This is a genomic window from Spirillospora sp. NPDC052269 (assembly GCF_040679435.1).
In the GTDB taxonomy this organism is placed as follows: Bacteria; Actinomycetota; Actinomycetes; order Streptosporangiales; family Streptosporangiaceae; genus Spirillospora.
Map to the genome: position 1 here is coordinate 22,857 of NZ_JBFAUU010000028.1, position 23,818 is coordinate 46,674.

The 23,818-nt window shown below is 71.4% G+C and carries 20 protein-coding genes and 1 pseudogene; 10 read left to right on the forward strand and 11 right to left on the reverse strand.

The features are described 5' to 3' along the window. Positions 1-265: 265 nt before the first annotated feature. From AB0L06_RS39820 to abmR, 5 genes are all read right to left on the reverse strand, one after another. Positions 266-1,252 (reverse strand): aggregation-promoting factor C-terminal-like domain-containing protein, encoded by a 987-nt coding sequence (locus AB0L06_RS39820; protein ID WP_500236517.1) that lies wholly within the window; start codon positions 1,250-1,252, stop codon positions 266-268. 581 nt (positions 1,253-1,833) lie between these two features. Continuing rightward, positions 1,834-3,075: an RNA 5'-3' helicase PhoH2 gene (gene phoH2 / locus AB0L06_RS39825; protein WP_500236607.1), complete on the reverse strand. Its 1,242-nt coding sequence runs from the start codon at positions 3,073-3,075 to the stop codon at positions 1,834-1,836. 450 nt (positions 3,076-3,525) lie between these two features. Further along, on the reverse strand, positions 3,526-4,287 hold the full coding sequence (locus AB0L06_RS39830) for an isoprenyl transferase (RefSeq protein WP_500236609.1): 762 nt from the start codon (positions 4,285-4,287) through the stop codon (positions 3,526-3,528). Positions 4,288-4,445: 158 nt separating this feature from the next. Continuing rightward, positions 4,446-5,024 (reverse strand): hypothetical protein, encoded by a 579-nt coding sequence (locus AB0L06_RS39835; RefSeq protein WP_500236519.1) that lies wholly within the window; start codon positions 5,022-5,024, stop codon positions 4,446-4,448. Positions 5,025-5,233: 209 nt separating this feature from the next. Continuing rightward, positions 5,234-5,755: an ATP-binding transcription factor AbmR gene (abmR, locus tag AB0L06_RS39840; protein WP_500236521.1), complete on the reverse strand. Its 522-nt coding sequence runs from the start codon at positions 5,753-5,755 to the stop codon at positions 5,234-5,236. Positions 5,756-5,871: 116 nt separating this feature from the next. On the opposite strand from abmR, the gene AB0L06_RS39845 reads away from it, so the two are divergent. Then, positions 5,872-7,383 carry a DHA2 family efflux MFS transporter permease subunit gene (locus AB0L06_RS39845; RefSeq protein WP_500236523.1) on the forward strand — a complete coding sequence of 504 codons (1,512 nt, stop codon included), beginning with the start codon at positions 5,872-5,874 and terminating at the stop codon, positions 7,381-7,383. Then, complete coding sequence (locus AB0L06_RS39850) at positions 7,364-8,005, forward strand: acyl-CoA-like ligand-binding transcription factor (RefSeq protein WP_500236524.1); 642 nt, start codon at positions 7,364-7,366, stop codon at positions 8,003-8,005. Before AB0L06_RS39845 ends, AB0L06_RS39850 begins: the two co-directional genes overlap by 20 nt. Positions 8,006-8,039: 34 nt before the next feature. On the opposite strand, the gene AB0L06_RS39855 is transcribed toward AB0L06_RS39850, so the two are convergent. Together AB0L06_RS39855 and AB0L06_RS39860 are read right to left on the reverse strand one after the other, a co-directional pair. Then, positions 8,040-9,209, reverse strand: a complete 1,170-nt coding sequence (locus AB0L06_RS39855) for a C40 family peptidase (protein ID WP_500236526.1) — start codon at positions 9,207-9,209, stop codon at positions 8,040-8,042. Between the two features lie 214 nt (positions 9,210-9,423). Further along, a pseudogene (locus AB0L06_RS39860) lies at positions 9,424-11,427 on the reverse strand (thioredoxin domain-containing protein). Between the two features lie 85 nt (positions 11,428-11,512). Here AB0L06_RS39860 and AB0L06_RS39865 point away from each other — a divergent pair. The 7 genes from AB0L06_RS39865 to AB0L06_RS39895 all read left to right on the forward strand — a co-directional run bounded on the left by AB0L06_RS39865 (position 11,513) and on the right by AB0L06_RS39895 (position 18,592). Beyond that, a complete protein-coding gene (locus AB0L06_RS39865) occupies positions 11,513-13,018 on the forward strand; it encodes a recombinase family protein (RefSeq protein ID WP_500236528.1) in 1,506 nt (501 codons plus the stop codon). 70 nt (positions 13,019-13,088) lie between these two features. Next, positions 13,089-13,646, forward strand: coding sequence for an RNA polymerase sigma factor (locus tag AB0L06_RS39870; RefSeq protein ID WP_500236529.1), 558 nt, complete (start codon positions 13,089-13,091; stop codon positions 13,644-13,646). Between the two features lie 75 nt (positions 13,647-13,721). Next, positions 13,722-14,633: a hypothetical protein gene (locus AB0L06_RS39875; RefSeq protein ID WP_500236530.1), complete on the forward strand. Its 912-nt coding sequence runs from the start codon at positions 13,722-13,724 to the stop codon at positions 14,631-14,633. 12 nt (positions 14,634-14,645) lie between these two features. Then, positions 14,646-15,518: an ABC transporter ATP-binding protein gene (locus AB0L06_RS39880; protein WP_500236532.1), complete on the forward strand. Its 873-nt coding sequence runs from the start codon at positions 14,646-14,648 to the stop codon at positions 15,516-15,518. Beyond that, positions 15,515-17,119, forward strand: coding sequence for a hypothetical protein (locus AB0L06_RS39885; RefSeq protein WP_500236533.1), 1,605 nt, complete (start codon positions 15,515-15,517; stop codon positions 17,117-17,119). The genes AB0L06_RS39880 and AB0L06_RS39885 overlap by 4 nt, the downstream gene beginning before the upstream one ends. A 119-nt stretch (positions 17,120-17,238) precedes the next feature. After that, positions 17,239-17,880, forward strand: a complete 642-nt coding sequence (locus AB0L06_RS39890) for a hypothetical protein (protein WP_500236535.1) — start codon at positions 17,239-17,241, stop codon at positions 17,878-17,880. Positions 17,881-17,926: 46 nt separating this feature from the next. After that, a complete protein-coding gene (locus AB0L06_RS39895) occupies positions 17,927-18,592 on the forward strand; it encodes a 3-keto-5-aminohexanoate cleavage protein (RefSeq protein ID WP_500236537.1) in 666 nt (221 codons plus the stop codon). On the opposite strand, the gene AB0L06_RS39900 is transcribed toward AB0L06_RS39895, so the two are convergent. From AB0L06_RS39900 to AB0L06_RS39910, 3 genes are all read right to left on the reverse strand, one after another. Continuing rightward, on the reverse strand, positions 18,585-19,943 hold the full coding sequence (locus AB0L06_RS39900; protein ID WP_500236539.1) for a dihydrolipoyl dehydrogenase family protein: 1,359 nt from the start codon (positions 19,941-19,943) through the stop codon (positions 18,585-18,587). The two genes, AB0L06_RS39895 and AB0L06_RS39900, sit on opposite strands and share 8 nt — an antisense overlap. Before the next feature lie 49 nt (positions 19,944-19,992). Further along, entirely contained in the window at positions 19,993-20,844 is an 852-nt protein-coding gene (locus AB0L06_RS39905) for a glycoside hydrolase family 16 protein (protein ID WP_500236542.1), read from the reverse strand. A gap of 85 nt (positions 20,845-20,929) precedes the next feature. Beyond that, entirely contained in the window at positions 20,930-21,874 is a 945-nt protein-coding gene (locus AB0L06_RS39910) for a ribonuclease Z (RefSeq protein ID WP_500236543.1), read from the reverse strand. An 84-nt stretch (positions 21,875-21,958) separates the two neighbouring features. Here AB0L06_RS39910 and AB0L06_RS39915 point away from each other — a divergent pair, with 84 nt between their 5' ends. Then, positions 21,959-22,435 carry a pyridoxamine 5'-phosphate oxidase family protein gene (locus AB0L06_RS39915; protein ID WP_500236545.1) on the forward strand — a complete coding sequence of 159 codons (477 nt, stop codon included), beginning with the start codon at positions 21,959-21,961 and terminating at the stop codon, positions 22,433-22,435. A gap of 24 nt (positions 22,436-22,459) precedes the next feature. Here the strand turns inward: AB0L06_RS39915 and AB0L06_RS39920 are convergent, their stop codons facing one another. After that, positions 22,460-23,809 carry a low temperature requirement protein A gene (locus tag AB0L06_RS39920; RefSeq protein ID WP_500236547.1) on the reverse strand — a complete coding sequence of 450 codons (1,350 nt, stop codon included), beginning with the start codon at positions 23,807-23,809 and terminating at the stop codon, positions 22,460-22,462. Between the last annotated feature and the right edge of the window lie 9 nt (positions 23,810-23,818).

The following is a 23,818-nucleotide window of genomic DNA, read 5'->3' on the forward strand; positions in this document are numbered from 1 at the left end:
GCACGGGGACGGACCGCATGGTTTGCCGAGGTGGGTGACCGACCCTCAGGAAGTGGGGTCGGTCTGAGGGCGCGAACTTCGCGCGCCCAAGGAACTCCTCCGAGACGGGGAGGACGTCCCACGCGGACGGCCGAGCCGAAGGGTCGTCCGAAACCTGTGGAGTTGGAACCGGCCGAAGAGGCGCCGGTCAGAGTGGCCGACCACGATGTCGGCCGTCAGAGCGAACGGCCGGCGCGAGGTAATGCGCCGGCCGTTCGTCCGGATGTCAGTACCAGCCGGTGGACTGGCTGTGCGCCCAGGCGCCGCAGGGGGTGCCGTAGCGGTTCTTGATGTAGCCGAGGCCCCACTTGATCTGGGTGGAGGCGCTGTTCTGCCAGTCGGAACCGGCGCTGGCCATCTTGTTTCCGGGGAGCGCCTGCGGGATGCCGTAGGCGCCGGACGACGAGTTGGAGGCGTGGGTGTTCCAGCCGCTCTCCCGGTTCCACAGCTTGACCAGGCAGCCGAACTGCCCGGAGCCGGAGAACCCGAAGCTCGGCAGCATGCCCTTGGCGATCTGCTGCGCCTGTCCGGCGGGAACGGGGTCGCCGCTCGGGCCACCGCCACCGCCGTTGCCACCGCCGCCGCCACCGGACGGGTCCGCGGACTTGGACGGGGTGGGCGACGGGACGGGCTTGCCCTTGGGCATCAGCTTGGCGCTGTCGCCGCCGTCGCGATTGGCGCGCGAGGCGCGGTCGATCGCGAGCTTCTTGCGCTGCGCCTCGACCTTGGCCGGGTCCAGGGCCGGCATCGCGGCCTTGGCCTGGTCGGACGCGATGTTCGTGCTGCCCGAGCTCGAGGCCTTGCCCTTGGACGAGCCCGAGTCGGACCCGGTGAGCGCGAACGCGGCGGCGCCGCCGCCGAGCACCACGACCGCGCCCGCCGCGGCGACCGCGACCTTCAGGCCGGTGCGGCCGGACGAGCCGGAACGGGAAGAACCTGACACCGACGCGGGACGACGACCGGCGCTCCTGCGACCCTGGCGAGGACGGCGCGCGCTCGGGGCGGCGGGCTCGTCACTCGAGATGACCTCGGTGGCTCCGGGGAAGGCGGACCCGAGCGGCGGCAGATGGCCGGTGTCGCCCGCGCCGCCGGAACCCGGCCGTGCGGCCGACCCGGCCACCCGGACGTCGTCCTCGGCGATCTCAGCGCCCTCCGGCGCCATGCCGAAGGCCGCGGGCGCCGCGAAGGGCTCGGAGCCGACCGGCCCGGACACCGGCGCACCGCCGGCCGACGCGTGGCCGTCCTGTCCGAGAGGGTCGGAGCTGTGTCGATCGTCTCGCCAAGAGGAGCCGAAACGGTCTCCGGACAAGGCGGTCCTTCCGACGAACGTCCGCGCATGGACGCGCGGACGAGGCTGTCACCCCTGGGCCGTCACGGGACCCCGCCGTCGGCGGTCGTCCCGGGCCCGGAGCGGCGGTGGACGGGGCGCTTCAGGGGATCGCCCGCCGTCCGCACACCGCTCGGGAGTGCTTACGGGGAGACACAATGCCCGACGAGATCGGGTGGTTCGCAACCAAATCGAGATTGATGGTCTATGTGGGACGGTTGTCAACTCGTCACCGAAATGGCCCGATGCACCGTCGGAGCTGGGGTTCTTAACGATCGCCCTAGGTTCTGTGACGTTCGTCACACATATACAGAACGGGGTTTAGTGATCACTTTATGTAGAAGAAATGCAGACGCCCCGGCGGCTTCGAAACCGCCGGGGCGTCCACGTGGCGTCATCGCCGGATCACCCTCCGCCGAACCTGGGTCCCCCTCCGCCGAACTCGGGCGCCCGACCGACCGGCCGTCTCACGCTCCCCCGACGTCGCCGAGCATGTCGGTCACCAGTGCCGCGATCGGCGAGCGTTCGGAGCGCGTCAGGGTCACGTGCGCGAACAGCGGATGGCCTTTCAACCGTTCCACGACGGCCGCGACGCCGTCGTGGCGTCCGACCCTGAGGTTGTCCCGCTGCGCGACGTCGTGGGTGAGGACGACCCGCGAGCCCGACCCGATCCGGGACAGGACGGTCAGCAGCACGCCTCGTTCGAGCGACTGCGCCTCGTCCACGATCACGAACGCGTCGTGCAGCGAACGGCCGCGGATGTGGGTGAGCGGCAGCACCTCCAGCATCCCCCGGTCGAGCACCTCCTCGATGACCTCGGGCGTGGTGACCGCCGAGAGGGTGTCGTAGACGGCCTGCGCCCACGGCGACATCTTGTCGTTCTCGGTCCCCGGCAGGTAGCCGAGCTCCTGCCCGCCGACCGCGTACAGCGGGCGGAACACCAGGACCTTGCGGTGCGCCCGCCGCTCCAGGACGGCCTCCAGCCCCGCGCAGAGCGCGAGCGCGGACTTGCCCGTCCCGGCCCGTCCGCCGAGCGAGACGATGCCGACGGACTCGTCCATCAGTATGTCCAGCGCGATGCGCTGCTCGGCGGACCGGCCGCGCAGCCCGAACACCTCCCGATCACCCCGGACGAGCCGCACCGACTTGTCCGGCGCGGTGCGCGCCAGCGCCGAGCCGCGCTCCGACAGGAGCCGCAGCCCGGTGTGGCAGGGCAGGTCGCGCGCCTCCTCCAGGTCGGTGTGCCCGCCCTCGTACAGCTCCTCGACGGCCGCCGCCGTCACCTCGATCTCGCGCATCCCGGTCCAGCCGGACTCCACGACCGCGAGTTCGGCGCGATACTCCTCGGCCGCCAGCCCGACCGCCGACGCCTTCACCCGCATCGGCAGGTCCTTGGAGACCAGGACGACCTCGCGGCCCTCGTGCGCGAGCCAGCTCGCCACCGACAGGATCCGGGTGTCGTTGTCGCCGAGCCGGAACCCGTCCGGCAACACCGACGGGTCGGAGTGGTTCAGCTCGACCCGCAGCGTGCCGCCGAGGTCGCCGATGGGCAGCGCCTCGTCCAGCCGTCCGTGGGTGAGCCGCAGGTCGTCCAGCGTGCGCAGGGCCTGGCGTGCGAAGTAGCCGAGCTCGGGATGGTGCCGTTTGGCCTCGAGCTCGGAGATGACGACGATCGGAAGGACGACCTCGTGCTCGGCGAACCGGGTCATCGCCCCCGGGTCGGCGAGCAGGACGCTGGTGTCGAGGACGTACGTGCGCCGGTCCGGCAGGCCCTCGGAGGCGTCTTCGAGGATGGCGTCTTCGAGGATGGCCTCCTCGAGGAGGGCGTCTTCGAGGGTGGTGTCACCGGTGGTTCCGGCGAGGGTGCCGTCCGGCGCGCCGTCGGCGGCTCCGGACAGGGCGCCGTCCACAGCGCCGGACGGGCCGCTGTCACGGCCCGCCGGGGCTCCGCTGACGTGGCTGCCGCCGACAAGGCTGCCGGACGGCCCGGCGGGCTCGCCGGACTCGGGACGGCGCGGGAGGGTTGTGGCCACTCGATCTCCCTGATCGTGGGGGATGAACTCGTGGCGCGTTGGTCCGCCCCCAAGACATGCCGAAACCGGCCACGCGGGTGGCCGGTCATGCCCGGGGCGGTGATCGCGGGAGTGGGGCGGCGACCGTCAGGAACCGTAGCGCCGGTGCCGCGCGGCGTAGGAGCGCAGGGCCCGCAGGTAGTCCACCTTGCGGAAGTCCGGCCAGTGGACCTCGCAGAAGTAGAACTCCGAGTGCGCGCTCTGCCACAGCATGAAACCGGACAACCGCTGCTCACCCGAGGTTCGGATGACCAGGTCGGGATCCGGTTGGCCGCGCGTGTAGAGATGCTCGGCGATGTGCTCCACGTCGAGGATCTCTGCGAGCTCCTCGATGCTGGTGCCCTTACCCGCCTGCTCGAGGAGCAGTGAGCGCACCGCATCAGCGATCTCACGTCTACCTCCATACCCAACCGCGACGTTCACAATCAGGCCGGGACGGTCAGATGTCTCTTCACCGGCCTTCTTGAGGACCAACGCGGTCTTGTCGGGCAGAAGGTCGAGCGCGCCGACCGGCTTGACGTGCCATCCCTCGGCGGCCAGGCCCACGACGGTGTTCTCGATGATGCGCAGCAGCGGCTCCAGCTCACCGGCCGGACGGGACAGGTTGTCGGTGGACAGCAGCCACAGCGTGACCACCTCCACCCCGGCCTCGGTGGACCAGTGCAGCAGGTCGGAGATCTTGTCGGCGCCGCGCTGGTGGCCGCGGTTCACGTCGTCCATGCCCATCGCGCGGGCCCAGCGGCGGTTGCCGTCCAGGATCACGCCGACGTGCCGCGGGACGACCTCGTTCGGGATGTACCGCTCCACGCGCCGCGCGTATAGCCGGTAGACGAAGTCACGGAACCCCACATAGGGGGCGCTGTGCCGGATCGCCCCGATCAGGCCGTCCTCGGCCGGGGCACGACGCGGACGATGCCGCCGGATGGCCCGGTTCCTCCCGGTCCCCCGCTCGTCCGCCATGTATGGGCACCCCCTTTTGCGCGACCGTTTCTTGACGGAAACGACGCTCAATTATGGCCCACGGTTGGCCCGAGACGATCGGCCTCGGCGAGGAGATCCGCCAGGAATTCGGCGAGTTGTCCCGCTGTGAGGACGGCCCGGACGCCCCGTCCGCCCGCTCCCCACGCCTCCACGACCGCCCGCCGGGCGAGCCGCCACCGGCCGTCCGGCGACCGGTGCGGGCCGACCCAGGCGGCCGACGTGCGCACACTGCACCGCAGCTCACCGGTGCCGGCGAGGTCGCCGCGGTCGCGGTACCGGAAGGCGAACAACTCGGGCTCGCAGCCCGTCCCGGGACCGGAGATCCAGCGCGCGTCCGCGGGGTCGGGGAACCCGTCCGCGGGGCCCGGGAACCGGTCGTCCGGATCGGGCCACGCCAGGGCCTGCGGGGAGTCGTCCGCGCGCGCGACGGCCAGGCGCCGCGCCAGGTCGTCGAGGAAGTAGCCGCAGCGCTCTCCGACGCGTCCGAACAGGTCGCCGTCGCGCCGCAGCTCGAGCGTGACCTCGTAGGCGAGACCGCGCCGGTCCCGCGCCGCGACCGGCACGACCGCGAGCGCCGACCCGTCCAGGCAGCGGAGTCCTCCCACAAAGATCACCCTAGGCAGGGGCTTCCCAAAACCCCCACCACCCGCTCGCGAAGATCGGGCAAATCCCGGTTACGCCTCGTTGACCTGCGACAACGAGGGAGCCAGCCCCGCGGGCCCACGACCCGCGGCCCAGAGGTGAGTCCGGTCAGGCGCACGTGAGCAGCGCGCCCGCCGCCCGCAGCCCCGCGGCCGCCTGGAGTGGGTTTCGGTCAGGCTTGGGGGCCGGCGGCGCGGGCGCGTTCGACGTGTTCCAGGGCGGAGCGGAGCTCGCTGAGCCACTCGTCGGTGTTCTTGCCGACGAGGCGGACGCACCAGGCGAGGGCGTCGCTGCGGCTGCGCGCGACGCCGGCCTCCACGAGGGTGTCCAGGACGCGTCGCTCGGGCTGGCGCAGGCGGGTCATGACCGGCACCGACAACGTGGTGAACATCTCGCGGTGGTCGCCGCAGGCCGCGCCCCAGGAGACCTTCTGCCCGAACCGGTGCTCGGCCTCGCGGGCGATGGCGATGCGCTGGTCGCGGGTGCCCTCGCGGAACCGCTGGACGTGCCCGGCGAGCATCTCGGCTCGCTCGGTGGGCGAGACGTCGGCGGCGGCGGCCGGCTCCGGGAGGCGGCCGACGACGCCGATCTCCTCGCGGTCCAGCACGATCTCCGGCGCGCCCTCGAACCAGCCGTCGGGCAGCCGTCCCGCGAACCATCCGCGCACGCCCTCGACCGCTTCACTAGTAGTCATGTAATCAAAATTACATCGCCACCCCGGACTGACGCCAGACACGAACTGCATTGACAGTCGCCATCTTTTGAGAGTTACTCTCATTTCATAGCTACCTTCAAAGAAGGGTGACCGTCATGATGTCCGCGAAGACACGCCGCTGGTCGGGGCTGGGAGCGCTCGCGCTCGCCCTGCTCGCGCTGGGGTTCGACCTGACGATCCTGAACGTCGCGCTGCCGACGCTCTCCGTCCGGCTGCACGCCGGCACCAGCCAGCTGCAGTGGATCGTGGACGCCTACGCCCTGGTGTTCGCCGCGCTGCTGCTGCCCGCCGGGCTGCTCGGCGACCGGTTCGGCCGCAAGCGGCTGCTGCTCCTCGGGCTCGGCCTGTTCGGCGCCGCCTCGCTCGCCGGAAGCCTCGTGAAAGGCGCGGACGGCCTGATCGCCGCCCGGATGGTCATGGGCATCGGCGCGGGCATGGTGATGCCGCTGTCCATGTCGATGCTGCCCGCGATCTTCCCGCCCGAGGAGCGCACCCGGGCCATCGCCGTCTGGTCCGGCTCGATGGCGCTCGGCCTGCCGCTCGGACCGCTCCTCGGCGGCGTCCTGCTCCAGCACTTCTGGTGGGGCTCGATCTTCCTGATCAACGTCCCCATGGTCGTCATCGGCATGATCGCGGTCGCGGTGCTGCTGCCGGAGTCCCGCGACCCGTCCGCGCCGAAGCTGGACCTGGCCGGCGCGGCCCTGTCGGCGTCCGGGCTCGCGCTGCTGGTCTTCGGCGTCATCCAGGCCCCCGAGAACGGCTGGACGGACCCGGTCGTGGTCTCCTCCATCAGCGCCGGAGCCGCGCTGCTGGGCGCGCTCGTCGCCTACGAGTCGCGGATCCGCGAGCCGCTGATGGACCTGCGACTGTTCCGCTCCCCCTCCTTCCTCTGGGGGACGGTCGCGGGCGCCGTCGGCACCGTGGTGATGTCGGGCGCGCTGTTCGTCCTGCCGCAGTACCTGCAGGCGGTGCGCGGCGCCGACGCGTTCGGCACCGGGCTGCGGATGATCCCGCTGATGGCCGGGCTCCTGGTCGCCGGGATCGCCGTCGACCGGCTCGCGCCCCGGGCCGGGCACAAGGCGCTCATCCTCGCCGGGCTGCTCGTGCTCGTCCCCGGACTGGTGCTCGGCGCGTTCAGCGAGCCCGGCTCGTCCTACGCGTTCATCGCGACGTGGCTCACGATCACCGGGATCGGGACCGGGTTCACGCTCGTCCCGGCGATGGATCTGGCCCTCGCCGGCCTCCCGGACGACCAGGCCGGACGCGGCTCGGGCCTGGTTCAGACCATCCGGCAGACGGGCGGGGCGCTCGCCGTCGCCGTGCTCGGCAGCGTGTCGTCCGCGGTGTACCGGAACCAGCTCGGACCGGACGTCCCGCACGCCGCCCGCGAGTCCGTCGGCCAGGCCGCGGCGCTGGCACAGAAGACCGGCGACCTGACACTGCTGCACGGCGCGCGGGACGCCTACGCCTCCGGGATGGCCGCCGTCCTCATCGGGTCCGCCGCCGTGTCGCTGGTGATGGCCGTCCTGGTGTGGCGCCTGCTGCCCCGTCCGGCGAAGGACACGGCCGATGCACGAGAATCGGACCATGAGCGCATCGCTTCCTGATCAGCAGGCCGCCCGTTCCGACGATCCGCTGGACCGGCTGCCGCTGCGGGAGCGCAAGAAGCTGAAGACGCGGAGGGCCATCCAGAACCACGCCCTCCGCCTCTTCGAGCGCCAGGGCTACGACGACACCACGGTCGAGCAGATCGCGGCCGCCGCCGAGATCTCGCCCAGCACGTTCTTCCGGTACTTCCCCACCAAGGAGGACGTGATCGTCACCGACGAGTACGACCCGGTCATGGTGGAGGTGTTCCGCCAGCAGCCGCCGGAGCTGTCCCCGATCGAGGCGCTCCGGCGCGTGTTCGGCGAACTGATCCCGGAGATGTTCGCGACCGACCAGGGGCTCGTCATGGCCCGGCTGCGGCTGACGGCGAGCGTCCCGTCCGTCCGGGCGCGGATGATCGAGGCGATGCGGTCCGGCACGCAGGGCGTGCTCAAGGACATCATCATCGAGCGCACCGGACGTCCCGCGGGCGACCTGGACGCCGACGCGCTCGCGTGGGCGGTCACCGGCGTCCTGATGTCGGCGATGTACGCGTGGATGGACGGCCTCGTCGACATCGACGACATGGCCGGCCTGATCGACCACAACCTCGCCTTCCTCGCCGCGGGCTGCCCCCTCTAGGAGGCGGCCCGGCGGACGAGCGGGAGGGCGGGCGTCAGCCCGCGGCGCGGGCGGCCATCTGCGGGCTGACCCGGACCGCGCCCTTGAAGTTGCGGAAGTACACGCTCTGGATCTGGACGTCCGTCCCGGTGTGCGGCGCGACGATCATCTTGCCGTTGCCGATGTAGAGCGCGATGTGCGAGATGTAGCCGGGCGCGGTCGGGTCGTTCGCCCAGATGAGCAGGTCGCCCGGCTGCGCCTGGCTGAACGGCACCACCCAGCCGGTGCGGGCCTGGTCGGCCGCGACGCGCGGCATCCGGATCCCGGCCTTGTTGAAGGCGTAGAGCAGCAGGCCCGAGCAGTCGTAGCCGCCCTCGGACTCCGACTCGCCGCCCCACACGTACGGCCAGCCGATCCGGGACGCGGCGGCGTGGATCACGGCCTGCACCTGCGCCCCGGTCATGACCTTGCCGGGCGGGCCGGAGACCTTGCCGGGCGCCGGGTAGTCGATCTTCGGGTCGACCTCGACCGCCTTCAGGCCCTTCGGCAACACCTTGCGGACCGCCTTGAGCAGCTTGGCCGAGTCCGTCTTCTGGGCGCTGACCAGCATCGCGTTGCCGGACGGCAGGCCGAGCGACATCGCGGTCTGGTGCGAGACGACCGCGTCGACGTCGCCGATGCCCATCGTCGCGTACGCGCCGACGCGCAGCTCGGACGGATGGTCCTTACCGCCGGCCGGGACACGGCTGCCGAGCGCGACGCCGCCGTCGCTGCCCATCGTGAACGAGATCGCGACGTCGCCGCCCGCGATGTTGCGCCACAGCGCGTCCGACTTGGCGGTCGGCTCGGGCGTGTAGTCGCGGAACGTCGAGACGTTCACGCCCATCAGCCCGACCTGCTTGCCGCCGATCAGGGCCTGGACGGCGTCCACCGTCTCGACGCCCTGGACGCCCTTCATGGCCTTGACCTTGGCGACGACGTCGGCGGGCAGCGTGGTGGCCCCGGCGACCAGCACCTGCGGCTCGAGCCGCTTGCTGAACGGCGCGACGGCCTGCGGCGAGAGCGCGGAGTCGCTGGACGCGGCGACGTACCGTCCGCTCATCGTCCCGGGGGCGTGGTGCCCGCGCCCGCCGTAGGCGACCACGACGGCCGAGTTCACGGCCAGGGTGGTCACGACCGAAACGCCGATGATCGTCGGTAGAACCCGGCGGTTCGGCTTGCGCACGGCATCGCTCCCTCGTCGTTCGGCGGCCCCTGGCTCAGGGGAATCCACCGACTATGGCGCAGATACGCGACCAGAGTCCAGATACCCGGCGTCTCCACCGGCACCCTGCCCCGACGGGCCGCTTTGGGTCAGTCCCGTCTCCGCTACCAAGAGGTAACACCAACCACACAGGAGATCAAGGTCACGTCGCAACAAAAGTGGACTCGAAGTCCAATTACTCCTGTAGTTCGCGTCCGAGCGCGGCGGTGGACGTGACCGGCAGCCGGCACACGAACCCCTGGCAGACGTACGCCGTGGGCATCCCGTCGACCAGCGGACGGCCGTCCAGGAGCGGGATGTCCTGGACGCCCGGTTCGCCGATGCTCACGACCGCGCCGGGCGAGGTCGCCATGAGCGCCGTCCGGTGCAGCTCGTGCGTGCGCGGGTCGTCCGCCTCACCGATGATCCCGATCTCCAGCGGGCCCGCGAGATTCGCCTCGGCGACCGCGAGACCCCACCCGGCGAACCGGGCCGCGCCCCGCTCGACGAGGACCCTGGCCGGAGCGAGCGCTCCCCCGGCCGCCTGGCGCGCCCACGGGGAAGCGGTCAGCGCGGCGTACGAGAGCAGCGCGCCCGCCGCCGCGAACTGCCCGGACGGGGACGCGTTGTCGGTCGGATCCTTCGGCCGCTGGAACAGCTGCTCGGCGTCGTCGGCGGTGTCGTAGAAACCGTCCTGACCATCGGAGAAGCGCTCCAGCACCGTCTCCAGCAACTCACCGGCCAACCGCAGATGCGTCGGGTCGCCGGTGACGCCGTGCAGGGCCAGTAGCCCTTCCGCCACATTTCCGTAGTCATCAAGCACGCCCGCATTGGCCCCGGCGACACCATCACGGGACGTCCTGGTCAGCCGCCCGTCCCGCAGGTGGACGTCCACCAGCAGCCGGACCGTCTCCTCCGCCGCCCTGACCAGATCAGGCCGCTCGAACAACGCCCCGCACTCCGCGAGCGCCGCCACCGCGAGCCCGTTCCACGACGCGACGACCTTGTCGTCCCGCGCGGGCGGAACCCGCCCCTCCCGCGACGCCAGCAACGCCGCGCGGATCTGCTCGTAGCGCGCGCGATCGTCCGGGTCGTGCAACAGCTGCAGGACGGACGTCCCGTGCTCGAACGTCCCCGTCACATCGAAAAGCTCAACGGCGAACGCCGCGTCCTCGGCGCCGAGCACCTCGTCCAGTTGCTCAGGCGTCCAGACGTAGTACCGGCCCTCTTCGCCCTCGCTGTCGGCGTCCAGCGCCGAGGCGAACCCGCCCTCGGCCGTCCGGAGGTCGTGCAGCATCCAGTCGCACGTCTCCAGCGCGATCCGCCGCGCGAACGGACTCCCGGTGATGCGCCACCAATGCGCGTAGACCCGGGCGAGAAGCGCGTTGTCGTACAGCATCTTCTCGAAGTGCGGAACGACCCACGACGCGTCCACGGAGTACCGCGAGAAGCCCCCGCCGATCTGGTCGTACATCCCGCCCCGGGCCATGGCCTCCAGCGTCCGCCCGGCCATGGCGAGCGCCTGGTCGTCCCTCGTGCGCACGTGGTGCCGGAGCAGGAACTCCAGAACCATCGACGGCGGGAACTTCGGCGCACCCCCGAACCCGCCCCGCGCCGCGTCGAAGTCATCGGCCAGCGACTGGGCGGCCACGATCAGGAGGTCACCGTCCGGCGCCGCCCCACCGGCCAGCCCCGCCCCGTCCTTGGACGTCAACGCCTCGACGACATGCCGCCCCTGCTGCTCGACGTCGTCCCGCTGCTCCGTCCACGCCTTGTGGACGGCCCGCAGCAGCGCCTGGAAATGCTCCCGCGGGAAATACGTCCCGCAGTAGAACGGAGCCCCATCCGGCGTCATGAACACCGTCATGGGCCATCCGCCCTGCCCGGTCATCGCCTGCGTGGCCTCCATGTAGACCGCGTCGATGTCCGGCCGCTCCTCGCGGTCCACCTTGACGTTGACGAACAACTCGTTCATCAACCCCGCCGTCGCCCCGTCCTCGAACGACTCATGAGCCATCACATGGCACCTGAAGGGTCAGCGAAGCTACCAGTGGCAGGATGCGTACCCCACTGAAAGCAGTAGGGGCACGTCCCGCCTCTTCGCTTCGCTGATCGCCCCCTCTCCCCACTCCCACCAGTCCACGGGATTGGTGGCGTGCTGGAGCAGGTACGGAGACGTCGCCTGCGCTAGCCGGTTCATGCCGCCACCATCTCACACCCGTGATCGGATACGAAGAGCGACCACCCGAAAGCGGAATGTCAGAACCTTCTGCTGCACTGTCACCATGAAGCACCCCCGGCTCATCGCCTACGCACGGATCAGCGACCTCTCGGGCAAGCGCGGTACGACGAAGGCCGAGTTCGGTGTCCAGGCCCAGCACAGCCTGATCGACCGGATCGTCCGGCGCGAGAACGGCTCGATCGTCCGGCGGTACACCGACAACGACCGGTCGGCGAGCCGCGGCGCCCCGCGGCCGGGCTTCGACGCGCTGCTCCTCGACCTCTACCGGGGCCGGACCGGCGACGGCCTGCCCGTGGACGGCGTGGTGTGCACGGACGAAGATCGTCTCTTCAAGACCTCCGCTCAACTCGAGCGCCTCCTCTGTGCCCTCCGCGCCCACCCCGGCCGCCTGCTCGTCGTCGAGCACGGGCACGTGGATCTCTGCTCGCCTGAGGGCTACTCGTCGGCTGCGGAGAGCGTCGCGGTGTCCGTGGGCGAGAACGTCCGCCGCAAGGGCCGCACGAGACGCTGGCATCGGGCGCAGGCGGAGAGGGGAGCCGCCCATACGGGCGGACGCCCGTTCGGCTACCAGGCCGCTCCGGAGTCCGCCGAAACCATCCTCGTCGTCCCCGAGGAGGCGGCCATCGTCCGCCAGGCCGTCGCCGCGTGCATCGCGGGCGAGTCGTGGGCGGAGATCACCCGGATCTTCGACCACTCGGGGATTCCGACCCGGCGCGGCGGTCCATGGCGTCCCCAGACGGTCAAGCAGATCGTGTCCAGCCCGCGCAACGCGGGTCTTCGCCTCTTGGACGGGGAACTGGTCTGCGACGATGCCGGTCACCCGGTCCTGGGCACGTGGCAGGCCATCATCGACCCGGCCGACTGGGAGAAGGTCCGAACCCGATACGAACCTCGCCGCCGCCTCCCGGGTGGCCGATCCGCCAACACCGAGGCCGCGACCGCCAGGCGGTATGTGCTCAGCGGTCTGCTGCGGTGCGGAAACCCGCTCACGACCGGAGCGTGCGGGACGATCCTTGCCGCGAGTGCGACCAGCATCGGCGCGTCCAGGTACCGGTACGCCTGCCGCCCGAAGGGCGATGGCGGGTGCTCAGGTGTCGGCGTCAGTGGCGAGTGGATCGACGCGAGGATCGGTGACCTCGTCCTCGCCGCGGCCGACCACGGCGTCCTCGCCTCGCCGGACGGCTTGCTCTGGGCTCATCAGGTGGAGCTCGACGCCCTTCTCGAACGTCGTTCCGAGTTGGAGACGCAGTGGCGATGCGGCGACATGGGTGACGCTTCCTTCTACCGGACGGCCGCCGCGATCGCGGATGCCATCGATGTACTGCGCCGCGAGAGGGACGACTGGTCCATCCGGACGGCCCCCTCCACCGACTCGGCCCAGGAGCGCCGGCGACGCTGGGAAGCCGGTTCCGGCCCCGATGGATACTCCCTGGCCGCCCGCAGGGCGCTGATCTTCGGCATGCTCGAATCCGTGGTCGTGTTCCCTGTGGGCAAGGGCACGAAGTCGCGTCGGGACGATTCGTTCCGGCTCATCTGGAAGTCCCCTTGAGCCCGCACAGATGATCAACTTCACATGCGTGAACCGAACGGGCCGGTCGTCGCGATGTAGGGGCGTGACAGTGACGAAGGAACAGCCGGAGAGTGATGCCGTGCTGCTCCGCGCCGCTTCGGAGGGCGACCGCGCCGCCTTCGAAGAGATCTACCGCCGGTATGCGCCATGGCTGACGGTCACGCTCCAACGCCGGTGCCCCGATGCCGCGCTGGTGGACGACGCCGTACAGGAAACCTTCCTCGGCATCTGGCGCGGCAAGGCCCACTACCGGGAGCAACCGGGCGGCGAGGTCGCCGGCTGGCTGTGGCGGATCGGGTCACGCCGCCTGGCGGACGCGACGCGTCGCCAGGGCGCCGGGCGACGGCTGCTCCAGCTCCTCGGCGGTCTCGGAGACCATCGGCTCCGGGCGTCCTCCGCTGAGGAGGAGTTGCTGAGCGGACTGCCGCACGGAGACCTGAACGACGCGATGGAGCGCCTGCCCGCGGAGCTCCGGACCGTTCTGCACGCGACCGTGGTGGACGGCCTGTCGACACGCGAGGCGGCTGTGGCGCTGCGCATCCCGGAGGGCACGGTGAAGACCCGGGCGATGAGGGCGCGCCGCAGGCTTCAGCAGGAACTGGCCTGACAACGCCCCGCTCCACTGTCGCGAGACGCCGAACAGCCATCAAGAACCGCCGTAGCCCGAGAAAGAGGTGACCAGGTGCAGCCCCACGCGTCCTCGCCGTTGCCCCGTCCGCCCGCGGCCGACCCGTCGCAGCACCTTACGAACCTGCAGCTGGGCGCCTTCGCCGCTGAAGGCGGCCCGGTCTCCGAGCCGCCGACAGCCCAAGAGGCCCATCTGCGGTCCTGCACCGAGTGCCGAAGCGCGCTCGCCGAACATGTCGGGCCGTCCAGGCTGGCGGCCAACTGGTCAAAGATCGAAAACGTGCTGGACGAGCCGTCCCGCGGCCTGTTCGAGCGTTCGGCAGTGCGGCTCGGAGTCCCCGAACACATCGCCAGGCCGGCCGTCGCGTCCCCCGCGCTCCGCCGGTCCTGGCTGGCCGGGGCGACACTCATCCTGTTGCTCGCCGCGATCGCGGCCCGGCTCACTCACGGCAGCGGCGGTTCCTCGCTGTTCCTGGCAGCGGCCCCGCTGGTCTCGCTGGCCGGGGTGGCCGTCTCCTACGGGCCGGCTTTCGATCCCACGTACGAGCTGACGATCACGGCTCCCGTGAACGGCTTCCGCCTTCTGCTCTTCCGGACGCTGGCCGTGCTCGTCACCAGCACGGCGATCGCGGGGTTGAGCAGCCTGGTACTGCCGGAGCAGGGCCCGGCCATGTTCGGCTGGCTGTTGCCGTCCCTGGCGCTGGACCTGGCCGCGCTCGGACTGTCCACCAGGGTCGAGCCTGTCAGGGCCGGCTGGATCACCGGTGCCGGCTGGATCGTCTGCGTGCTTCTCACAGCACGTCCCGCCACGGACTCCTCCCTGGTGCTCTCGCCAGCCGGCCAGTCGGCCGCCGCGGCGGTGGCCGGCTGCGCGGCCGTGCTCCTCGTCCTGCGCCGGCCCGCCTTCGAGCACGCGCACGACTTCCGAGAGCCGCGGCCCCACCGGCGGACCATCCGATTCCCGTAAGGAGACCCACCTGTGTCTGACCTCGGCACGCCAGTGAGAGCGCAGGACGTGACGCTCGCCTACCGCGGCCGTCCGGCGCTCGCCGGCGTCTCCTTCGAACTGGGCCCGGGCGTCACCGGACTGCTCGGCCCCAACGGCGCGGGCAAGACGACACTCCTGCGGGTCCTCGCGACCGCGATCGCTCCCAGCAGCGGCTCGCTGTCCATCGGGGGAGAGGATCCCGCGAGCGCGCACGGCCGGCTCTCCATCCGCCGGCGCCTCGGATACCTCCCGCAGGACCCCGGGTTCCACCTCAACTTCAGCGCGTTCGACTTCATCGACTACATCGCCATCCTCAAGGAGATCACCGACCGGTCGCGACGACGGGCCGAGGCCCTCAGGGTGCTGGAGGCCGTCGGCCTCGCCGACCACCGCAGCAAGCGCATCAAGACGCTCTCCGGCGGCATGCGGCAACGCGTGGCACTGGCCGCGGCGATCGTCGGGGACCCGGCGCTCCTCATCCTCGACGAACCGACCGTCGGTCTCGACCCCGAGCAGCGGCTGCGGTTCCGCGAACTCATCGCCAACCTCGGGGAGGGGCGGACGGTCCTGCTCTCGACTCACCAGACCGAAGACGTCTCCGCCCTGTGCCGACGAGTCATCGTCCTCGACCGGGGGCGGGTGAAATTCGATGGCGAACCCGCCGCACTCGCCACCGTGGCGCAGGGGCGGGTATGGAGCAGTGCCGAACGGGACTCTCATGCCCTTGCCGGATGGCGCACCGGCCTGGGGACGTTCCGGAACATCGGAACACCGCCTCACGCGGCGGACGTGCTGGAACCCACGCTGGAGGACGGCTATCTGATGCTCCTCGATGCCACTGCCGCCCACGGGACCACCGCATGAGCAGCACCACGACCGTGAACCGTTCCCAGACACCTCCCACCCCGCGCACCGTGCCCGGCGCGGCGCGACGGGCCGTCATCGCCCTGGCCGCGGTCGAGGCGTTCCGGCTGCTTCGCCACCCCGCGGTCCTCGGCGCTTTTGCGCTCTACCTGGCGCCCTGGGCCTACGAGGCCTCCACCGGGGATGCCGCTCACCGCTTCCCTGTGCTGCAGGACGCGTCCTGGTCGAGCCAGCCGATCCTCCTGGTGGTCGCCGCCGGGACGCTGCTGGCCGCCAACCTCGCGGCGCTTCGCGCGCAGCGTCATGGCGTCGCGGCCCTCTATGAGGTCCTGGTGCTCACCAAGGGGCAACGGACCACGGCCCATCTGCTGTCCCTGCTGCCCGTGACCGTCCTCTCCGGTGCGGTGGCCGTTGGGCGGATGTTCTATCTGGCGGGGAAGGCGGGAGCCGTCGGCCATGTCCAGCCACTGGAAGTGGCGGCCGGACCACTTTGCGTACTGCTGGCCGGGGTGATCGGGATCTTGCTGGCCCGGCTCTCCACCTCCGCGGCGGTGGCTCCGCTCGCCCTGGCCGGTCTGGGCATCATGAGTTTCGTGGCGGCGGTGAACAACACCGCGTCGTGGCGCTGGCTCGGTCTGATCGCCATTGAGAGCGAGATCGCGGCGCCGTTGCCCGCCGACCTGGCAGGTCGCCCCGCCGGCGCCCACGCCCTTTGGCTCAGCGCCTTGGCGGTCCTGCTGGCCGTCGTCGCCCTGATGCGGTCCGGCGTCCGTTCGCTCACGCTGAAGGCGACCGGCTCCCTTGCTCTGGTGGCCGCCGTGGCCGCCGCCGGCGTCCAACTCGGCGGCGTCCCGGCAAGTACGTTGCGCGCTCGCGCGGAGGCGACCCGGCATCCCGTCAAGTACGAGACATGCAGCACCATCGGAAACGTCTCGTACTGCTCATTCCCGGACTTCTCAGGTTGGGGAGCGCAGTGGGCCCACGTCGCCCAAGGCATCTTGAGCCGTACACCGCCCGACGTCTCCACCGCGCACTACTTCATACGACAGCGGATCTTCTCCGGTGGTGATGCTGGGACGCCGCTCCCTCCGCCCCTGTCCACCTGGCAGCAGGACGACCTCGCCGCTCACACACCCGACGCCGTGACGGTGGGCACCGACTGGGGTGAGGGCTCCGCCGCCGGAGACCGGTCCAGCGACGCCGTGATCGACTTCGCCGCGGAGTTCGCCTTCCGGGTCGTCACCGGGAAGGTTCCCGGGCAGTCGAGGCTGACGATGCTCTGCCGGTCGCCGTCGGTCCTGGTGCTCTGGCTCGCGGCGCAGTCGACGGCCGGCACTCAGGACGCGTTCATGTCGATGGTGCGCCGGTCGTCCGGCGGTCTCAGCCTGCCGCTGCTCGGGTCGGCGGCCGGCCTGACGTTCAATGCTCGCGAGGAGGCCCTGGTGCTCGACTTGCTGCATCGTCCGGCAGGCGAGGTCGCAGCGCGCGTCCGGGCATCCTGGGCCGAGCTCGCGGCCTCCGCGACCAGCACGGATCGCGCCGCCGAGATCCTCGGCGTCCCGGCTCCCGACCGCGCGCTCGCGGAAGGGAGCCGATGCTGACCCGGCGGTCGTCGCCGGACGGGACCGACCCGGGAGCCGCAGCGGCCGCCAACACCCCGGTCCGAGCCCCCAGCCGCTCGACTTCCTCAGGACCCGGCCGTCTCCTGATTCTGCGTGCCATGCTCATCCCCACACTGCGAGCGGCACGGTTGTCCCCGATGCTGGGCGGAGCGCTGCTGGGACTCTTGGTGGCCGTCACCCCGAGCGTCGCCGACCTGCGTCTGAGCCTGTCCATCGCGATCAGCATCATCAGGCTGGGAGCGATCGCGATCGCCCTTGGCACGGCTTTCGTGCTCGACGACCCTGCGGCCCCGAGCACTGTGGTCGTCCCGGTCTCCCCCCTGACACTCCGGGCTGTGCGGGCGGTGCCCGCCCTCCTGGCCGGGACCGCCCTGTGGTGGACGGTCGTGGCGGTGACCTGGCTCAGGACCTCCGCCGACGCACGCACACTTCTGCCGCTGGGTGGGCTGGCCATCGAGGCCGGCGCCCTGCTTCTACTGTCCCTCTGCCTGGCCGCACTCGGACTGCGGCTCAACGCCGGCGAGGCCGGCGGAGTCCTGGCCGCACCGGGGGTGCTGCTGTTCGTCCTCGGGACGATGTTCCTGCCGGACGGCGCCGCACTCTTCGTGGACGCGCAGGACCCGCACTGGGCGGCCGCCCACCAAGCATGGGCGGCACTGGCCGTTGTGGCGCTCACCGGCGCGCTGCTGCTTGCCCGTGGCAACGGCAACGTCTGGAAACGTCAGTGGGGGCGGGGATGATGGCCGGGTGCTTCAGGGGTGTTTGAACGGGGTTCGTGTTGAGGGTGTGCCGGTCACTGTGAGGGAGGTGGCGGCGGAGGCTGCGCGGGCGGTGCGTGCAGGGGCTCGTGAGCTGCATGTTCATCCGAAGGATGGGGACGGGCGCGACTCGTTGGCGCCGGAGGTCGTGGGGGCCTTTGTCTCGGCGGTTCGGGCGGCGGTGCCGTCCGGGGTGCGGGTCGGGGTGACGACGGGGGCTTGGGCCGCGCCTGAGGTGGACGACCGGCTCGCGGTGATCGGGGGGTGGCGGGTTCTGCCCGACTACGCGTCCGTGAACTGGCATGAGGACGGGGCCGAGGAGGTCGCCGCCGCCTTGCTCGACCTTGGTGTCGGCGTGGAGGCCGGGGTCTGGTCGGGGACGGACGGGGCTCAGCGGTTCTCGGGTTCCGGGCTGGTGGGGCGGGTGCTGCGCGTCCTGGCCGAGGTCGTCGACACCGATCCGGCAACGGCGGCCGACACGGCCGACGAGTTGCTGGCGCAGTTGCCCGGCGGGGTTTCCGTGCTGCTGCACGGCGAGGACGGTGGGGCCTGGCCTGTGCTGGAGCACGCCGGACGGCTCGGGCTCGACACGCGCATCGGGCTGGAGGACACGCTGCTTCTGCCGGACGGCACGAGAGCGGACGGGAACGCCGCGCTGGTGGGCGCGGCGCTCTCCGTGCCCGGGGTCAGCTGAGGTCGGCCAGGGCGGACTCGATGGCGCGGTGGAAGGTGGGGTAGGCGTAGATCATCGTGCGGAGGGTGTCGGTGGGGACGCGGGCGTGGACGGCCGTGACCAGGGCGCCGAGGATCTCGCCGCCGTAGGGGCCCGCGGCCGTCGCGCCGACGAGGACGCCCTTGTCGGCGTCCTCGACGAGCTTGATGTAGCCCTCGTTGCCCGGGGCGCCGTGGATCCAGCCGCGGGTCGAGTCGGCGATCCTCGTGGTGCCGACGCGGACGTTCAGGCCCTGCTCGCGGGCCTGGGCCTCGGTGAGGCCGACCGCGCCGATCTCCGGGTCGGTGAAGGTGACGCGCGGGACGGCGTGGTAGGCGGCGGGCGGGCCGTCCTCGCCGAGGATGGAGCGGACGGCGATCGCGGACTGGTACATCGACATGTGCGTGAAGGCGCCCTTGCCGGTGATGTCGCCGATCGCCCAGAGGCCGTCGGTGACGCGCAGGCCGTCGTCCACCGGGAGGGCGCGGACGGTCTCGTCCACGCCGTAGTGCTCGAGGCCGAGGTCGCGGATGTTGGGGCGGCGGCCGGCGGCGACGAGCAGGCGCTCGGCGGTCAGGTCGCCGTCCGGGAGGGACAAGGTGAACGTGGCGCCGTCATAGGACGCCGACGTCACCTTCGCGGCCGTCCGGACGGTGATGCCCTCGCCCGTGAAGACCCGCTCGATCAGCGCGGACGACTCGGGCTCGTCGAGCGCGAGCAGGCGGTCGGCGACCTCCACGATCGTCACGCGGGTGCCGAACCGGGCGAAGATCTGCGCGAGCTCCGCGCCGACCACGCCGCCGCCGAGCACCAGCATCGACTCGGGCGCGGTGGTGGCCTTCACGATGTCCCGGTTCGTCCAGAACGGCACGTCGGCGAGGCCCTCGACCGGCGGCGCGGTCGGGCTGGTGCCGGTGTTCAGCAGGACGCCGCGGGACGCGCTGAAGGTCTCGTCCCCGACGGTGACCTCGCCGGGCGCGGTGATCCGGCCGCGGCCCTTGACGACGCGGACGCCCCGGGCGTTCAGGCGGTCGACGGCGGCCTGGTCGTTCCAGTGGCTGGTGGCGTCGTCGGCGATGCGCGCCTCGACCGGGGCCCAGTCGGGCGTCACGGTCGTCGTCCCGGCCCGCCCGTCCGCGCGGCGGGCCTCGGCGAGCAGGTCGGACCCGCGCGCCATGATCTTCGTCGGGACGCAGGCGAAGTACGGGCACTCGCCGCCGACCAGCCGCGACTCGACGGCCACGACCGACAGGCCCGCGTCCGCGAGGAGGCCGGCGGCGTTCTCACCGCCCGGTCCGGTTCCGATCACGACGACGTCCACCGATGTGCTCATGCGGCCATCCTGCCCTATCGGGACCGGGTCGTCCGGGGCCGGGTGCCGGTCAGGACGGGGCGCGGAAGATCTTGATCCAGTCGACGTACATCGTCACCCATTTCGGGGTGGTGGCGTTGCGGCAGAAGTTCGCGCCACGGTCGCAGACCTGGTCGTTCTGGAGGGCGAGCCCCATCTGGGAGCGTTCGGGGGTGAGGTCGCCCGTGTAGTCCCAGACCTTCCGGCCGTCCAGCCAGAAGGTCAGGCGGTGCGGCAGCCAGTCGAGCGCGAAGACGTGCCACTGCGTGAAGTCGGCCTTCAGGACGTGGTGCTTCTGCGTGTCGTTGGGCCCGTAGTGGATGTACTGGTCGGCGCTCTGCTTGGTCGGGTCGATCATCTCCGCGAAGTCGATCTCGGCCTTCTCCGGGACGCCGAACACCTTCGGCCACAGCAGCGCGACCGCCGAGTAGCCGACGCCCTTGTCCGCCCGCATCCGCACCTCCCAGCGGCCGTGCGTGAGGGTGAGCCTGGACGCGATGCCGCCCGAGAGGTCCTTGCCGTTGTAGATGCCGCCGGTGAGTTGCAGCGTCCCCGCGTCCACCTTGGTCGCCGCGGACGTGCGCGGGTTCACGCGGTCGGTCGGGCTGTTGTAGACGATCCATTTGGACGTGTCGACCGACGTGCCGTCGAACCCGTCCTGGACGACCGGCTTGCCCCATTCGGACGGGGTCGGCGGGTCGGTCGTCCCGGCGGGGCCGGGCGTCCCGGCGGGACCCGACGTCCCGGGGGAACCGGACGTCGGGCCTCCCCCTGCCACGGGCGGCCGGACGTGATCGTTCGAGCCGGAGTTCGAGCACGCCGCGGCGAGCGCCGCAACGAGCACAGCCGCCGCCCCGGCCCGGGCGGTCGCGGAGATCCCCATGTGCTCATCAGATCGTTCTCCGGGCGGCGAGTCAGCAGAAATGCCGATTGTTGCCGTGCTCTTGCATTCGTCCGGCGAACGTCGTTCAATCCCCCGCCACGGCCGCGCGGCGGGGTGGCAGCGGGATGCGGTCCAGGTCGTGGACGAGCGTGATCTCGCCGTCGAAGACGCGCGCGGCCTGCTCGACGAAGCGCGGCTCGTCGGACGGCCGGTACCGCTCGGAGAAGTGGGTCAGGACGAGCCGTCCGACCCCGGCCCGTTTGGCGACCTCGGCGGCCTGGCCGGCCGTGAGGTGGCCGTAGTCGGCGGCGAGCTCGGCCTCCTCGTCCAGGAAGGTCGACTCGATGACCAGCAGGTCCACGCCGTCCGCGAGTTCGTAGACGCCGTCGCAGAGCCGGGTGTCCATGACGAACGCGACCTTCTGCCCGGGGCGGCGGACGGCGCACTCCTCCAGCGTGACCGTGCGCCCGTCCGGGGTGACGACCTGGCCGTCCACCTGGAGGCGGTGCACCAGCGGCCCGCGGACGCCCAGCTCGGCGAGCCGCTCGGGCAGCATCGTCATGCCGTCCGGCTCGGCGAGGCGGTACCCGTACGCCTCGACCGGATGCGACAGGAGGCGCGCGGTGAGCGTGAACGGGTCGCCGGTCGCGAGCGTCGCCCGCTCCCCCGCGACGGGCATCTCGACGATCACGTCGCTCTCGCGGTGCGGGGTCGCGTGCCGCAGCCGCTCCCAGTACCGCGCGCCGGACGCCGGGAACACCGCGTGGACGGGATGCGCCACGCCGTCCCGCGCGATCCGCTGGACCAGGCCGGGCACGCCGAGGCAGTGGTCGCCGTGGAAGTGGGTCACGCACATCCAGGTGATGTCGTTCGCGGCCAGCCCGGCCATGATCATCTGGCGCTGCGTCCCCTCTCCGGGGTCGAACAGGACGCCCTGCCCGTCCCAGCGGAGCAGGTAGCCGTTGTGGTTGCGGTGCCGGGTGGGGACGGCGCTGGCCGAGCCGAGGACGACGAGTTCGCGAACGGACATCCGCCCATGATGCCGGTGAGGGCCTGAAATAAGTGCCTGATTATTCTGGGCGGGTCCGTTCCGTCCAGGACCCGGGAGGCCGCCGTGGCGAGCAGCAAGCGCGAGAAGATCAGGATGAGTCCCGACGAGGTCGCGGCGTTCCTCGGCGAGAGCCACCGGGTGCAGGTCGCGACGGTCGGCGGGGACGGCGCGCCGCACCTGGTCACCATGTTCTACGCCCTGCTGGACGGCCGGATCGCGTTCACCACGTACCGGTCGTCCCAGAAGGTGCTGAACCTGCGCCGGAACCCGGTCATGACCTGCCTGGTCGAGGACGGCGTCCAGTACGGCGAGCTGCGCGGCGTCACCCTGTACGGGCGCGGCCTGGTGATCGAGGACCGCGAGCCCCTGCTGAAGATCGGCGTGGTCGTCGGGTCCCGGATGGCCGGGCTGCCCGTCCCGGAGGTCGGCGAGCCGGTCGACCCCGCGTTCGCCGCCGGACTGGAGCAGGCGATGGCCAAGCGCGTCCTGATCGTCATGGAGCCCGACCGCGTCGTCAGCTGGGACCACGGCAAGGCCTGACCCCGGCGCGACCAGGCCGGACGGTCAGTCCGCCACGCGTGGTCCGAAGCCCAGATCGGCCTCCGGGCACGTGCCGCCGCTCAGCCCGGCTTCGGGACGCGGCGCCGGGATGTGGAAACCGGCCGCCTCCGGGTCCGGGAGGCCGAGCGCCGCGGCCTCCCTCTCGTGGCGGAAGCGGCGGTAGGCGCGGACGTCCCAGAGGGCCAGCGCGGCGATGATCAGCGTCGTCGCGAAGCTCAGCAGGAGCGGGGTGAGGTGCTTCGCGACGAGGGCGAGCGAGGCCAGCGCGATGATCGTGGCGACGCGGGCGACGGTGAACGTCCCGAACACGACCCGCTTGAACAGCGCGTGCCCGGCGACGAACAGCATCGGGCCTCCGAGCGCCACCGCGACCATGCCGCCCGAGACGTGCCCGGACGGGTGCGCGATGGCCAGCTCGTCCGCGACCGCCCCGACGATGATCCCCGCGATCATCGGGATGTGCATGAACGTGTACGCCGAGCGGCCGAGCCGTCCGGGGTCGTCGGACGCGGCGATCCGCTCGGACGCGACGTCGGCGGTGTGGTCGAAGTAGATCCACCACAGCGCGACGCTGCCGACGAACGCCGAGGCGAACGCCGTGACGTTCGCCGCGTCCACCGCCAGGCCGCTGATCGTCGCGCCGGTGACCAGCACCGACTCGCCCAGCGCGATGATCACGACGAGCTGGGAGCGCTCGGCCATGTGCGAGCCGTCGATGTCCCAGTCCGTGGTGGACGAGCGGCCGAGGCCCGGCACGCGGAACCCGGTCCACGGCGCGATCTGCTCGACCGCGATCGCCGCGACCCAGATCAGGGCGCGCCGGCGAGGGTCGTCCACCAGGCCGCCGACGATCCACAGCGCGGATCCGGTCGACAGCCACACCAGGACGCGTTTGAAGTTGGGGCCGAGGGCGTGCCCGTGGGTGACCCACGCCACGAACAACGTCCGGCCGACCTGGATCGTGGCGTACGTCGCGGCGAACCAGACCCCGCGCGAGCCGAACGCGCCGGGCAGCGTCGCCGCCATCAGCAGCCCGGCGACCATCACGCCGACCAGCATGATCCGGATGGCCGGATGGTCCGGATCGAACCAGTTGGTCGTCCAGCAGGTGTACATCCACGCCCACCAGACGGCCATGAGCAGGATCAGCGTCTCGAACGCGCCGCGCCAGGTCAGGTGCTGGAGCAGGCTGTGCGAGAGCTGGGTGACCGCGAAGACGAAGACCAGGTCGAAGAACAGCTCGAAGAAGGTGACCTTGCCGCCCTGGCCGTCGTCCCTGGTCCGCATCACCCGCATGACGGGGATCGCGGACACGACGCCGTCCGGGCGCGCCTGAGGGGAGGGCGCGTTCATCCGGACGGG